The 13,411-nt window shown below is 66.0% G+C and carries 12 protein-coding genes; 6 read left to right on the forward strand and 6 right to left on the reverse strand.

Going from position 1 to position 13,411, the window contains the following annotated elements; genetic code table 11:
* The first annotated feature begins 9 nt into the window (after window positions 1–9).
* Window positions 10–1,335, forward strand: a complete 1,326-nt coding sequence (gene dgt / locus B5V46_RS05130; protein ID WP_369822810.1) for a dGTP triphosphohydrolase — start codon at window positions 10–12, stop codon at window positions 1,333–1,335.
* 63 nt (window positions 1,336–1,398) lie between these two features.
* Here dgt and carB read toward each other — a convergent pair whose 3' ends face one another.
* A complete protein-coding gene (gene carB, locus B5V46_RS05135; protein ID WP_080615598.1) occupies window positions 1,399–4,692 on the reverse strand; it encodes a carbamoyl-phosphate synthase large subunit in 3,294 nt (1,097 codons plus the stop codon).
* A 283-nt stretch (window positions 4,693–4,975) separates the two neighbouring features.
* Here carB and B5V46_RS20720 point away from each other — a divergent pair, with 283 nt between their 5' ends.
* The 4 genes from B5V46_RS20720 (at window position 4,976) to aspS (ending at window position 10,097) form a co-directional block, all read left to right on the forward strand.
* Window positions 4,976–5,653 carry a CPBP family intramembrane glutamic endopeptidase gene (locus B5V46_RS20720; RefSeq protein WP_080615599.1) on the forward strand — a complete coding sequence of 226 codons (678 nt, stop codon included), beginning with the start codon at window positions 4,976–4,978 and terminating at the stop codon, window positions 5,651–5,653.
* Between the two features lie 127 nt (window positions 5,654–5,780).
* Window positions 5,781–7,418, forward strand: coding sequence for a magnesium-protoporphyrin IX monomethyl ester anaerobic oxidative cyclase (bchE, locus tag B5V46_RS05145; protein WP_080615600.1), 1,638 nt, complete (start codon window positions 5,781–5,783; stop codon window positions 7,416–7,418).
* A 1-nt stretch (window position 7,419) separates the two neighbouring features.
* On the forward strand, window positions 7,420–8,016 hold the full coding sequence (bchJ, locus tag B5V46_RS05150; RefSeq protein WP_080615601.1) for a bacteriochlorophyll 4-vinyl reductase: 597 nt from the start codon (window positions 7,420–7,422) through the stop codon (window positions 8,014–8,016).
* Window positions 8,017–8,321: 305 nt separating this feature from the next.
* Window positions 8,322–10,097 (forward strand): aspartate--tRNA ligase, encoded by a 1,776-nt coding sequence (gene aspS, locus B5V46_RS05155; RefSeq protein ID WP_080615602.1) that lies wholly within the window; start codon window positions 8,322–8,324, stop codon window positions 10,095–10,097.
* Between the two features lie 558 nt (window positions 10,098–10,655).
* On the opposite strand, the gene B5V46_RS05160 is transcribed toward aspS, so the two are convergent.
* The 5 genes from B5V46_RS05160 to B5V46_RS19640 form a co-directional block, all read right to left on the reverse strand.
* A complete protein-coding gene (locus B5V46_RS05160; RefSeq protein ID WP_231119239.1) occupies window positions 10,656–10,910 on the reverse strand; it encodes a hypothetical protein in 255 nt (84 codons plus the stop codon).
* Between the two features lie 181 nt (window positions 10,911–11,091).
* Window positions 11,092–11,682, reverse strand: coding sequence for a hemolysin III family protein (locus tag B5V46_RS05165; RefSeq protein ID WP_369822834.1), 591 nt, complete (start codon window positions 11,680–11,682; stop codon window positions 11,092–11,094).
* Window positions 11,673–11,780 (reverse strand): hypothetical protein, encoded by a 108-nt coding sequence (locus B5V46_RS20790; protein ID WP_369822811.1) that lies wholly within the window; start codon window positions 11,778–11,780, stop codon window positions 11,673–11,675. Before B5V46_RS20790 ends, B5V46_RS05165 begins: the two co-directional genes overlap by 10 nt.
* An 82-nt stretch (window positions 11,781–11,862) precedes the next feature.
* Window positions 11,863–12,141, reverse strand: coding sequence for an acylphosphatase (locus B5V46_RS05170; RefSeq protein ID WP_080617957.1), 279 nt, complete (start codon window positions 12,139–12,141; stop codon window positions 11,863–11,865).
* Between the two features lie 65 nt (window positions 12,142–12,206).
* Window positions 12,207–12,995, reverse strand: coding sequence for a hypothetical protein (locus B5V46_RS19640; protein WP_155773951.1), 789 nt, complete (start codon window positions 12,993–12,995; stop codon window positions 12,207–12,209).
* A gap of 101 nt (window positions 12,996–13,096) precedes the next feature.
* On the opposite strand from B5V46_RS19640, the gene B5V46_RS19645 reads away from it, so the two are divergent.
* Window positions 13,097–13,276 (forward strand): hypothetical protein, encoded by a 180-nt coding sequence (locus B5V46_RS19645; protein ID WP_155773952.1) that lies wholly within the window; start codon window positions 13,097–13,099, stop codon window positions 13,274–13,276.
* The last annotated feature ends 135 nt before the right edge of the window (window positions 13,277–13,411 follow it).

Genomic DNA, 13,411 nt, shown 5'->3' on the forward strand with positions numbered 1-13,411 from the left:
GGGAAAGCGATGGAATACATGGAATGGCAACGGCTTCTGACCAGAAGCCGGCACGGACAGTCGGAGATCGTGGATGCGCCCGAGCGGCCCGCCTTCCTGGTCGATCTCGACCGGGTGATCTTCTCGCAGCCATTCCGGCGGCTTGCCAACAAGACGCAGGTGCATCCGCTTTACGAGAACGACCACCTGCATCACCGGATGATCCACAGCCTCGAGACCAGCAGCGTGGGCCGCTCGCTGGGGTTCGAGGTCGGGCAGGCGCTGGCCGCGCGGGGCATCCTGTCCGAAGGGGCGGGCCACGAGCTGTCCTATATCCTGCAGGCGGCCTGTGCTGCCCATGATATCGGCAATCCGCCCTTCGGCCATGCCGGCGAGGATGCAATCTCGGAGTGGTTCGCGACCCGGCGCCCCTTCGAGGCCGATCTGAGCCCGGGCCAGCGCCGGGAGTTCGAGCATTTCGAGGGCAATGCCCAGGGCTTCCGGATCCTGACCCGGCTGGAGATGTACCGGCTCGAGGGCGGCATGCGGCTGACCCATGCCGTTCTGGGCGCCTTCACCAAATATCCCTGCCTCGCAAAAGACGGTGCGCTGGGCCGGGACGCGCCCACCATCGGCCTGAAGAAATACGGGGCCTTCGAGGCAGAGGCCGCGCATCTGGCCGGGATGGCCGAAAGCACCGGGTTGATTCCCCGGGATGCCGGCTGGCAACGGCACCCGCTGGCCTTCCTTGTCGAGGCGGCGGACAATATCTGCTACAACATCCTCGATCTCGAGGATGCCTATACCACCGGCGTCCTGTCCCATGGCGAGGTGCGGCCGCTGCTGGAGGCGCTGATCGGCAAGGAAGTCGCACCCGTCCCCGGCGGGACGCACGCCGAGCATGTGGGCCATCTGCGCGCCCGCGCCGTCCATGGCGCCATCCGCGCCAGTGTCGCGACCTTTCTGGACCACCATGACGACATTCTCGCGGGCCGGTTCTCGGCCGAGCTGACCGATGTCTTCGCGCTGAAGGAGGCCTTTGCGGCGATTTCCGATGTCGCGAATGAGCGGATCTTCCCCTCGTCGCGCAAGATGGAGCTGGAAGTGGCGGGGCGCGATCTGATCTTTGCGCTGCTCGACCGCTTCCATGCGGTGATCGAGGAGCTGGCCCGCCATGGCTGGAATGTCGCGGCGATGGAGGAGGACAAACCCTATCTGCGCAAGCTGGTCGCCTCGGCCGGAATGGATCTGCGCGATGTCCGCGACCCCTATTCGGGGCTTCATGCCCTGACCGATTTCGTCTCGGGCATGACCGACCGCTACGCGGTGAAGATGGCGCGGCCGCTGGGGCTTTGAGCCCGTAAGACAAGGCGCCCGGGCAGGGACTGCCCGGGCGTCGGATCGTCAGGCGGTTGCGGATCAGCCCTGCAGGCTGCGCACCCCGATTTCGCCTTCCTCGCGCGATTTCATCGCCAGGGCGGCGGCATGGCAGCCCGCCGCGGTGGTGAAATAGGGGATGCGGTCCATCAGCGCGACATTCCGGATCGAGCGGCTGTCCTCGACCGCGCGGTTGCCCTCGGTGGTGTTCATCACCAGCTGGACCAGCCCGTCCTTCATCACGTCGACGATGGTGCGTCCGCCCTCATAGGCCTTCTTGACCAGCGTGGCCTCGATCCCGTTCTCGGCCAGGAAGCCCGCCGTTCCGCGCGTCGCCAAGATGCGGAAGCCCAGATCGACCAGGACCCTGGCGGTCTCGACCAGCGCGGGCGTCTTGTCGGCATCCTTGATCGACAGGAAGACCTGACCCTCGCGCGGCAGATCGGTGCCCGCCCCGAGCTGGGCCTTGAGGAAGGCCCGCGGGAAGGAGCGGTCCCAGCCCATGACCTCGCCGGTCGAGCGCATTTCCGGCCCCAGCAGCGTGTCGACGCCGGGGAAGCGGGCAAAGGGCATCACCGCCTCCTTGACCGAGAACCAGGGCATGATCGGGTCGGCCAGCGACATCTGGTCGGCCAGCGGCAGCGGCGTGTCGGGGCTGGTATCGGCGGGGTAGGGTGCGCGCATCGGGAAGGCCGACAGTTTCTCGCCCGCCATCAGCCGCGCCGCGATCGAGGCGATGGCGCTGTCGGTGGCCTTGGCGACGAAGGGCACGGTGCGCGAGGCGCGCGGGTTGACCTCGATCAGATAGACCTCGCCATCCTTGACCGCGAATTGCACATTCATCAGCCCGACCACGCCGAGGGCCAGGGCCAGCGCCTCGGCCTGGCGTTTCAGTTCGGCCACGATCTCCTTGGGCAGGCTGTGCGGCGGCAGGCAGCAGGCGCTGTCGCCCGAATGGACGCCCGCCTCCTCGATATGCTCCATGATGCCCGCGACATGGACCTTCTCGCCGTCGCAAAGCGCGTCGACATCGACCTCGGTCGCGCCCGAGAGATAGCTGTCGAGCAGGACCGGCGACTTGCCCGAAACCACCACCGCCTCGTTGATGTAGCGTTCGAGCTGGGGCGTGTCGCGGACGATCTCCATGGCGCGGCCGCCCAGCACGTAGGAGGGCCGGATCACCAGCGGATAGCCGATCTCCTCGGCGGCTTTCATCGCGGCCGCGGCCGAGGCCGCGATGGCGTTCCGGGGTTGCTTGAGGCCGAGCCTGTTGACCAGTTCCTGGAAGCGCTCGCGGTCTTCGGCAAGGTCGATGGCATCGGGCGTGGTTCCCAGGATCGGGATGCCCGCGGCCTCGAGGTCATTGGCCAGTTTCAGCGGCGTCTGGCCGCCGAACTGCACGATCACGCCATGCAGCGTGCCGGCCATCTTCTCGACCCGGAGGATCTCCATCACATGCTCGAAGGTCAGCGGCTCGAAATAGAGCCGGTCCGAGGTGTCGTAATCGGTCGAGACCGTTTCCGGGTTGCAGTTGATCATGATGGTCTCATACCCGGCTTCGGTCAGCGCAAAGCAGGCATGGCAGCAGCAGTAGTCGAACTCGATCCCCTGACCGATCCGGTTCGGGCCGCCGCCGAGGATGACCACCTTCTTGCGGGCCGAGGGACGGGCCTCGCATTCGGTCTCGCCCATCGCCGGGGTCTCGTAGGTCGAGTACATGTAAGGCGTCTGCGCCTCGAATTCGGCAGCGCAGGTGTCGATCCGCTTGAAGACGGCATGGACCCCCAGATTATCGCGCGCCCGGCGCACCTGATCCTCGTCGCGGCCGGTGAGCCTGGCCAGACGCGCGTCCGAGAAGCCCATCATCTTGAGCTGGCGCAGCCCGTCTTCGGTCAGCGGCAGGCCGTCCTTGCGGATCCGTGCCTCGGTCTCGACGATCTCGCGGATGCGGGCCAGGAACCAGGGGTCGTAGCTGGTGGCGGCATGGATCTCGTCGTCGCTGAGCCCGTGGCGCATCGCCTGGGCCACGACCCGCAGCCGGTCCGGGGTCTGCCGGGTCAGCGCGGCGACGATCTGGGCCGGGTCGGGCGCGCCGGGAATGGCGATCTCGTCGAAGCCGGTCAGGCCGGTTTCCAGCGAGGCCAGCGCCTTCTGCAGCGATTCGTGGATGGTGCGGCCGATGGCCATGGCCTCGCCGACCGATTTCATCGCCGTGGTCAGCTCGGGCTTCGAGCCCGGGAATTTCTCGAAGGCAAAGCGCGGGATCTTGGTCACGACATAGTCGATGGTCGGCTCGAAGCTCGCCGGCGTGACCTTGGTGATGTCGTTGTCGAGCTCGTCAAGCGTGTAGCCCACCGCCAGCTTGGCCGCGATCTTGGCGATCGGAAAGCCGGTGGCCTTCGAGGCCAGCGCCGAGGAGCGCGACACCCGCGGGTTCATCTCGATCACGACCATGCGGCCGTCCTCGGGGTTGATCGCCCATTGCACGTTCGAGCCGCCGGTCTCGACCCCGATCTCGCGCAGCACGGCAATCGAGCCGTTGCGCATGATCTGGTATTCCTTGTCGGTCAGGGTCAGCGCCGGTGCGACGGTGATCGAGTCGCCCGTATGCACGCCCATCGGATCGATATTCTCGATGGCACAGACGATGATGGCATTGTCCGCCTTGTCGCGGACCACCTCCATCTCGAATTCCTTCCAGCCCAGCAGGCTTTCGTCGATCAGGATCTGGCTGACCGGCGAGGCGTCGAGCCCGCTCTTGCAGTAATATTCGAATTCCTGGCGGTTATAGGCCACGCCCCCGCCGGTGCCGCCCAGCGTGAAGGCGGGCCGGATGATCGCCGGCAGGCCCACATGCTCGAGCGCGGCCATGCATTCTTCCATGTTGTTGGCGATGGTGGCCTTGGGGTTTTCCAGCCCGATCCGGTCCATCGCCTCGCGGAACAGCTTGCGGTCCTCGGCCATCTCGATGGCGGCGCGGTTGGCGCCGATCAGCTCGACCCCGTATTTGTGCAGCACGCCCATGTCGGCGAGCTTCAGCGAGGTGTTCAGCCCGGTCTGTCCGCCCATCGTCGGCAGAAGTGCGTCGGGGCGTTCCTTCTCGATGATCTTGGCGACGACCTCGGGGGTGATCGGCTCGATATAGGTGGCGTCGGCCAGCTCGGGATCGGTCATGATCGTGGCCGGGTTCGAGTTGACCAGGATGACCCGGTAACCTTCCTCGCGCAGGGCCTTGCAGGCCTGGGCGCCGGAATAGTCGAACTCGCAGGCCTGCCCGATGATGATGGGACCCGCGCCGATGATCATGATGGACTTGATATCGGTTCTCTTCGGCATGTCCCGCTCTCAGTTTTGGCAAATTGCTCGGCGTTATAGCCAAGCGGCCTTGGGGTGCAAGGGTGGGCGAGGGAAAATCGGCGCGTGCGCCTGCGGGACCGGTGGAACCGGTGCAGGCCGTACCGCATTTGTGAACGATCTGCCTGCATGATGCCGGAACGTTGCCCCGGCCCGGCCCGGCTTTACTGCCAGGCTGGAGGGCCGGACGCCCCTGCGGGGTCCGCCGGTCCCGCAGGCGAAACCGCGCCGCCCCGGGAAAGGCCCTGAGACGAGGAGTGGAGACATGGCCTGGACGCTCGATCTCGCACTGGAACGCCGCGTGCCCCGACGCGGCAGGCTTTGGGGGGAATTCCTGCTGTTCTATGTCGGGACCCCGCTGGCCATGGCGCTGTTCATGCCGCCGCAGGCGCTGTTTCCGGTGCTTCTGAGCCTGACCGCGGTCGGGTTGGGGCTGCTGTGGCAGACCGAAGGGTTTTGCTGGTCCGACCTGATCCGCGGGCTGCGCGGGATCGACCCGTGGCTGGTGCTGGGCTTCGCGGTCGTGACCACGGCGATCGTCGGCACGCTGACGGTTCTGGTGGTGCCGCAGGACGCGCTGGCGCTGGTGCGCGGCAATCCGCTCTTGCTGGCCTCGATTCTGCTGTTCTACCCGCCGCTCTCGGCGCTGCCGCAGGAAATCGTGTTCCGGGTCCTGTTCTTCCGACGCTACGGGCCGATCCTGCCGGGACTGCGCATGGCGATGGTGCTGAATGCAGGGCTCTTCTCGCTTGCCCATCTGATGTACTGGAACGCGGTCGTCTGCGGGCTGAGCTTTCTCGGCGGGCTGGTCTTCGCCTGGGCCTGCGAGGCGCGCCGGAATTTTCCGCTGGCGGTGATCCTGCATGCGGTCGCCGGCTGGATCCTGTTCACCGGTGGGCTCGGGGTCCTGTTTCACTCGGGCAATGTGGTGCGCCCGTTCTAAGGCGGTTCCCTGGCCGGTCCCGGGGCGTGTTCCGGGCCGCGGAACCCGGAGGCGGCGATTTGACTTGTGTCAATTTAGATTGACAGGGGATGTGTCATGTTCCCCGCGAAACACGGGGAGTCGATCCATGCGCATTGTCTTTATTCATCCCAACTACAAGTCCGGCGGCGCCGAGATCGCAGGCAACTGGCCGCCGGCCTGGGTGGCCTATCTCACCGGGTCGCTGCGGACGGCGGGATATGACGACATCACGTTCATCGACGCGATGACCAACGACATTTCCGAGGACGAGGTCCGCAAGCAACTGAAGGCGCTGCAGCCCGACGTCATCGCGACCACCTCGATCACGCCCTCGATCTACGCGGCCGAGCGGCTGATGGAGATCGCCAAGGAAGAGGTGCCGAACGCGGTCCGTGTCCTCGGCGGCATCCACGCGACCTTCATGTTCAAGCAGGTCCTGTCCGAGGCGCCCTGGATCGACGTCATCGTGCGGGGCGAGGGCGAAGAGATCGTGGTCAACCTGATGAACGCGATCCGCGACGGCAAATGGCCGGAAAGCCGCCGCGACATCAAGGGGCTCGCCTTCCTCGACGGTGACGAGATCGTGGCGACCGCCGCCGCGCCGACCATCAAGGATGTCGATTCGATCAAGCCCGACTGGACCATCCTCGAATGGGAGAAATACATCTACATCCCGCTGAACTGCCGGGTCGCGATCCCGAACATGGCGCGGGGCTGCCCGTTCACCTGTTCGTTCTGCTCGCAATGGAAGTTCTGGCGCGATTACCGGATCCGCGACCCCAAGAAGGTGGTCGACGAGATCGAGGACCTGGTCGAGAACCACAAGGTGGGCTTCTTCATCCTCGCCGACGAGGAACCGACCATCAACCGCAAGAAGTTCATCGCCTTCTGCCAGGAGCTGATCGACCGCGGCCTGCCCGACAAGGTCAAATGGGGCATCAACACCCGGGTGACCGACATCCTGCGCGACGAGGAACTTCTGCCCTTCTATCGCAAGGCGGGGCTCGTCCATATCTCGCTCGGGACCGAGGCGGCAGCGCAGCTCAAGCTCGACCAGTTCAACAAGGAAACCCGGGTCGAGGACAACAAGCGCGCGATCCAGCTTCTGCGCGAGGCCGACATCCTGACCGAGGCGCAGTTCATCGTCGGCATGGACAACGAGACCGAGGAAACGCTGGAAGAGACCTTCCAGCTCTGCTGGGACTGGCAGCCCGATCTCGCCAACTGGGCGATGTACACGCCCTGGCCCTTCACGCCGCTCTTCCAGGAGCTGCATAACAAGGTCGAGGTCTTCGATTACAGCCGCTACAACTTCGTGAACCCGATCATGAAGCCCGAGGCGATGGACCGGGCCCAGCTTCTGGACCGGGTGATGCACAACTATCGCCGGTTCTACATGCGCAAGGCGCTGTTCCACTATCCCTGGCGCGGCAACGGCTTCCGCCGGCGCTACCTGCTGGGCTGCCTCAAGGCCTTCCTCAAGGCGGGCGTGGGCCGGTCCTTCTATGACCTCGGCAAGAACAACTACTGGGGCCCGCAATCGAAGGACAAGGTGCATTTCGATTTCGACATGTCCCGCAAACCTGCCGCCGCGCAGATCGAGGACTGGGAGTCGAATGCCGACCGCGCGGCCCAGGCCGCGGCCCGGCGCAAGTCCAAGGATACCAGCTTCAAGATGCCCGCCGACGATCCCTCGCAGGTGAAGGCCTGCGGTGGCGGCGATCAGCAGATGGAAGAAGTCTGACATGAAGGACGACCTGTCCGGCCGCGCGGGCCGGATCGGACCGAATGCCGTTCTCCAGCTCCTCCCTGTGCTGGAGGCGGCGGGCGGAGCGGCGCTTCGCGACGAGATGCTTGATGCGGCGGGCCTGTCGACGCCTCCGTCCGATACCGGCCTGATGGACGAGGGACCGGCCGCCGCCATGCATCGCGCGTTGCGCCGACGCCTGCCCGGCCGCGCGCCCGACCTCCTGCGGGAGGCCGGCGCGCGGACCGGGGATTACATCCTTGCCCATCGCATCCCGGCGCTGGCGCAGCGGGTGCTGAAGCTGCTGCCGCCCGCGCTGGCGGCGCCGATTCTCGCCAGGGCCATCGCCAAGCACAGCTGGACCTTCGCCGGGTCGGGCGCCTTCCGCGTGGTCTCGACCCGCCCGCTGGTGTTCGAACTGACCGACAATCCCCTGATCCGCGGCGAGAGCGCTCCCCATCCGATCTGCGTCTGGCATGAGGCGGTGTTCGACCGGCTGTTCCAGACCCTTGTCGACCGCCGCCTGCGCACCCGCGAGCAGAGCTGCTCGGCCAGCGGCGGCGCGGTCTGCCGTTTCGAGATCACCCGCGGCTGAGCGCCGCCCCGGTCCGGTTTCCCCGATCCAATCCGGCCCGGCCCCCGGCCGGGCCTTGGGGATTTCGCGGCCGCGTGGGCGGGCTGCGATGGCTTCATGGGGCAGGGCGGCACGCCGGAGGGTACGGCGGCGCCTCCCTCCGTCAGCGCGGGGGACGAGGTGTCGCGCGCCGCCTTGAGGTTTCGAGCGGCCTTAGGGGGCAAAGCTGCAGGCGATGGCCGACGCTCTCGACGCTCCCCTTGACTTCGCGGGCCATCGGGGGTGTATCGGCCCGAACCGAAGACACGAGCCCCGAGGATCGTCTGATGCACGCCTATCGCAGCCATACCTGCGCCGACCTGAGCAAGTCCCATGTGGGCGAGACCGTGCGACTGTCGGGCTGGGTCCATCGCGTCCGCGATCATGGTGGCATCCTGTTCATCGACCTGCGCGACCATTACGGCATCACCCAGGTGCTGGCCGATCCCGACAGCCCGGCCTTCGCCGCTGTCGAGAAGGTGCGCTCGGAATGGTGCATCCGCATCGACGGCGTGGTGAAGGCGCGCTCCGAGGATCTGGTGAACCCGAAGCTTCCCACCGGCGAGATCGAGGTCTTCGTCCGCGAGCTCGAGGTGCTCGGCCAGGCCGAGGAACTGCCGCTGATGGTCTTCGGCGATCAGGAATACCCCGAGGAAACCCGGCTGCGCTATCGCTATCTCGACCTGCGCCGCGAGGCGATGCAGGCCAACATGACCCTGCGCTCGGATGTCGTGGCCTCGATCCGGCGGCGGATGTGGGACAAGGGCTTCCGCGAATACCAGACCCCGATCATCACCGCCTCCAGCCCCGAAGGCGCGCGCGACTTCCTGGTGCCGTCGCGGCTGCACCCGGGCAAGTTCTACGCGCTGCCGCAGGCGCCGCAGATCTTCAAGCAGCTGATCATGGTCTCGGGCTTCGACCGCTATTTCCAGATCGCGCCCTGTTTCCGCGACGAGGACCCGCGCGCCGACCGTTCGCCCACCGACTTCTACCAGCTCGACATGGAGATGAGCTTCGTCCAGCAGCAGGACGTCTTCGACACCGTCCAGCCGGTGATCGCGGGCATCTTCGAGGAATTCGGCGGCGGCCGTAAGGTCGATGCCGACTGGCCGCAGATCGCCTATGCCGATGCGATGAAATGGTACGGCACCGACAAGCCGGACCTCCGGAACCCGATCAGGATGCAGGATGTCTCCGAGCATTTCCGCGGCTCGGGCTTCGCGATCTTCGCGAAACTGCTGGAGCAGGACGGCACCGAGATCCGCGCGATCCCCGCGCCCAAGGGTGGCAGCCGCAAGTTCTGCGACCGGATGAACGCCTTTGCCCAGAAGGAAGGCCTGCCCGGGATGGGCTACATCTTCTGGCGCGACAAGGATGGCGAGACCGAGGCCGCGGGCCCCCTGGCCAAGAATATCGGCCCCGAACGCACCGAGGCGATCCGCCAGCAGCTGGGCCTCGGCGTGGGCGATGCGGCCTTCTTCCTCGGCGGCAAGGCCCCGTCCTTCCAGACCGTCGCGGGCAAGGCGCGCACCGTCATCGGCGAAGAGCTGGGCCTGACCGAGAAGGACCGCTTCGCCTTCTGCTGGATCGTCGATTTCCCGATGTACGAGAAGGATGACGAGACCGGCGCCGTCGATTTCGAACACAACCCCTTCTCGATGCCGCAGGGCGGGATGGAGGCGCTCGACGGCGACCCGCTGACCGTCAAGGGCTTCCAGTACGACCTGGCCTGCAACGGCTACGAGCTGGTCTCTGGCGCGGTCCGGAACCACCGTCTGGACATCATGTTCAAGGCCTTCTCGCTGGCGGGCTATGCCGAGGACGAGGTGCGCAAGCGCTTCCCGAGCCTTGTGAACGCCTTCCGCTTCGGCCCGCCGCCCCACGGCGGCTGCGCGGCGGGGATCGACCGGATCGTGATGCTGCTGGCCGACCAGCAGAACATCCGCGAGGTCATCATGTTCCCGATGAACCAGCGTGCCGAGGACCTGATGATGGGCGCGCCCAACGAGCCCAGCAATGACCAGCTTCGCGAACTCTCTCTGCGTGTGATCCCGCAGGAGTGAGGCCCTTCGGGGCTGATCGAAAAGGCCCTGGCGGATCCTGCCAGGGCCTTTTCTTTGTCGTGAGTGATGTGTCGAGACTTGGGAACTGGCCGCTCCGAGGGGGAGCGGAGCGGCCAGAGAGTGCAGATGACGGCCACGGTGTCGGTCAGGGCGATGGCCACGGAGAAGGACATGGCCCCGTCCCGGTGATGGTCCTGTTGACCGGCGTCCCGGGACAGGCGGTCATCCTGTCCTTATTCTGGCAGGGCAGTCGTTAAAAAATCGATAACGGACGAATGCGGCGAGATAGGGGCCGGGGCTTCAGCCAGGGGAAGTGTGTCCTGGGCTTCTCCGTGGGCTTCTCCGTGGGCTTCTCGGTGGCCCGGGATCGCAAAGGGCACCGGTCACGGCCATGAACCGGTCTTCGGGCGGTTCATGGCTGGCCTGTCATCCCGTATCGGCGCGCGCACGGACAGAGGCGGCCGGATCGAAACAAGCGCCGAAGCCAGCCTGGCCCGTTTCCGTTATCGGGCAAGACGCATTAATAATGGCGGCAGCTGCCCCGTCATGGGGCGCGGCCTAGCTGCAATAGGCTGCAGCGGTCTCGCCGAAAAGCTTGTAACGGCGCCAGAATTCGGCGTCGCGCTGACGGTCGGACTGGCGCACCACCTGGGCCTGATGCGGGTCGCGGAAGAAACCGGCCGCGCGGCTTTGGTCGCCGCGGGTCAGGGTGATGTCGGCGGCCTGCTGGATGCAGCCGCAAAGCCCACGGGTCACGCCGGGGCGGTCCGAGGCGAGGCAGGCCCGTTCGATCTGGCCTGCATTGGCTGTCATTGCAGAAAGGCCGGCCAGAACGGCCGCGGTTGCGAAAAGCTTCACTGTCATCTGTCGTTCTCCCGGGCCGGGTGGCGGACTGCTCTTCCGATTCCGGCCGCATCTGTTTGCGGGAGATTAGCGCAGGGAATTGCATCGCCGCAACCGGGCCGACGCAGACGTGATAAGCGTCCGGCCCTGTTCAGGCGGTCTGGACGACATGGGTGGTGATGGCGGCGAAGAACAGCATGCTGGCGATCAGGACGAAGACATGCCAGATCGTGTTGTGATAGGGCAGCTTTTCCCAGAGGTAGAAGATCATGCCCAGGGTGTAGAGGCTGCCGCCCGCGATCACGAGGCCCAGAACCGGGGCCGACAGTGCCGCGAATATGCTCCAGCCCGCGACGGCGCCGGCCCAGCCCATGGCCGGGTAGAGCGTCAGATTGACGGCCCGGAACCGGTAGGGCGCGAAGACGCGCAGGCCCGTGCCCGCCATGGCTGCGGCCCAGAGCCCGGCCAGCAGCGTTACGCCATGGCCCGACAGCAGCGTGAAGGGCGTGTAGGTACCCGCGATCTTCCAGTAGATGGCCGAATGGTCGAGCCGCCGGAAGATCGGCGTCCAGCCGGGATGCCGGACCATGTGATATAGCGCCGAGAAGCCCAGCATGGCACAGAGCGCGGCGCCGTAGATCGCGATGGCGACAATGGCGGACAGATCGCCCCGGATCACCACGGCCAGAATGACGAGGGCGGGTACGCCGAGCGCAGCGGCGGTCAGCCCGGTCACATGCACGATGGCGTCCGAACGGCGTTCGGCCCGGGTGTAGTCGCGAGGATGTTCCGGCATCCGTTGCATGGCGGCCTCCAAAACTTGTCCTCCTGCAGGTTCATCGCAAATTTAAGCGAATCTGAGTTAAAGACGCATCAAAACCGTGCCGCCCGCCCTGATTTGCTGTCCGGCACGCAGCGCCGGTCAGCGCGAGATGCGGAAACCGGATCCCTCGGGCCGCTTGCCCGGCATGGTCTCGACGGCCGCGACCCGCGCCGAAGCCGGCCCCTCTTGCAGCGCATCGAGCATCCGCGCCACCCGGTCTTCCGGCCCCGCAAGCAGTGCCAGAACCGTTCCGTCCGCTTCGTTCCGCACCCAGCCCGACAGGTCCAGCTCGGTCGCCCGCGACAAGGTCCAGGCGCGGAAGCCCACGCCCTGCACCCGGCCCGCGATACGGACCCGGACAGCGATCTGGTCGGTCATCGGCATTTCAGTTGTCCCCTTGAGTCCATCTAGGAGCGAAGGCGCAGGTTTCGAGAGCCGATGCCTTAAAGAGTTTTCAGCCAGGCTTCGGCTGCGTCGATCACCTGCCGGATCTCCGCTACATGCAAGGCGAGATACCCCAGGCCCGCCGGGACACTCCAGTCGATGGCCTTGTCGACGGCCCGGTCGAGCTTTCCGCCGGTCCATTTCCCGATCTCTGCCAGAACCCCACTCAAGGCACTGATGGCAGAGCGAATCTTGTCCTTATCCGGAATCTCCCGTCCCGCTTCGGCCTTCAGCTCTTCCAGCGGCTGCCATACGATCATAAGCTCCGCCTCGGTCTCGATAGGCTTCGGCGGATTGTTGCCCCCCATGCCGGTCCGATCCCGCGCGGCCGCCGCAAGCTGCCGTTCAAGCTCTTCGATCCGCCGTTGAAGCCCGATACGCGCCCGCAATTCCTCGATCCGGTCCGCAATCCGTTCGGGCCCGGCATTCCAATCCTCGTCGGGGAGCAGAACGACCTGCCGCAGGAGGTCCCAGTCGACGGGGCGGCCCGCCAGCATGTCCGCATACCCGCTTTCCCAGAAGGTCCAGACGTGTGGGTCCTGCTGCCAGAAGGCGCGGAGTTTATCGTAGTCCTGGGCCCGAAGCTCGGGAAGTTCCCCCTCCGGCCAGAGCGGTCGGCGGAAAGGGTCAGCCGGATTCGTTCTGGACAAAGTGTCTGCATCCACAAAGGCGGCATCGCTGGCATTTGATACGACGCCGACGGCACTTCTGCATTCCAATCGTGCATCCAGGGGATCACGGTCGGCGGCAGCACGGGCGGCCGCCACAGCGGCTGCCGCCTTAGCCATGCCTGCGGCCGCTACAGCTCTGTCGGCAGCGGCAACGGCCCTTAATCTCGCGGGAAGACTCTTCCTCGAGGACGGGGAAGCTTGCACTTCCCGACGCCAATATGGCGCGCAGGACGGACAAAACGATCCCTGATAAAACCTCATCTCTGGCAGTCGTCACCGCGGGCAACGCGCGCAAGGCGCAGCGCGTGCCAAAGGCAAACTGGACCTCGTGCGGCTGGGTCTTCAGCCAGGTCTCGGCACTCTTCCAGTCGATAATCGGCATCGCCCCCTCCCTGTGAGGGCCAGTCTGGGGTTGCTCTTACGTCCGATCAAGCCGGTAAGTGCGGCCTTTGCGACTGCCTCCGCGCCCCTGCATCCGCCTTGCCTCAACAGCCTGCGTGCGTTTCCGTGCGGACGTGGTATATCTGGCCCCC

The organism is Rhodovulum sp. MB263, from assembly GCF_002073975.1.
Taxonomy (GTDB): domain Bacteria; phylum Pseudomonadota; class Alphaproteobacteria; order Rhodobacterales; family Rhodobacteraceae; genus Rhodovulum.

Bases quoted from the DNA above. Each gene is read 5' to 3' on its own strand.
- dgt (WP_369822810.1), top strand. From the start codon at position 10: ATGGAATACATGGAATGGCAACGGCTTCTGACCAGAAGCCGGCACGGA.
- carB (WP_080615598.1), bottom strand. From the start codon at position 4,692: ATGCCGAAGAGAACCGATATCAAGTCCATCATGATCATCGGCGCGGGT.
- B5V46_RS20720 (WP_080615599.1), top strand. From the start codon at position 4,976: ATGGCCTGGACGCTCGATCTCGCACTGGAACGCCGCGTGCCCCGACGC.
- bchE (WP_080615600.1), top strand. From the start codon at position 5,781: ATGCGCATTGTCTTTATTCATCCCAACTACAAGTCCGGCGGCGCCGAG.
- bchJ (WP_080615601.1), top strand. From the start codon at position 7,420: ATGAAGGACGACCTGTCCGGCCGCGCGGGCCGGATCGGACCGAATGCC.
- aspS (WP_080615602.1), top strand. From the start codon at position 8,322: ATGCACGCCTATCGCAGCCATACCTGCGCCGACCTGAGCAAGTCCCAT.
- B5V46_RS05160 (WP_231119239.1), bottom strand. From the start codon at position 10,910: ATGACAGCCAATGCAGGCCAGATCGAACGGGCCTGCCTCGCCTCGGAC.
- B5V46_RS20790 (WP_369822811.1), bottom strand. From the start codon at position 11,780: ATGAACCTGCAGGAGGACAAGTTTTGGAGGCCGCCATGCAACGGATGC.
- B5V46_RS05170 (WP_080617957.1), bottom strand. From the start codon at position 12,141: ATGACCGACCAGATCGCTGTCCGGGTCCGTATCGCGGGCCGGGTGCAG.
- B5V46_RS19640 (WP_155773951.1), bottom strand. From the start codon at position 12,995: ATGGCTAAGGCGGCAGCCGCTGTGGCGGCCGCCCGTGCTGCCGCCGAC.
- B5V46_RS19645 (WP_155773952.1), top strand. From the start codon at position 13,097: ATGGCGCGCAGGACGGACAAAACGATCCCTGATAAAACCTCATCTCTG.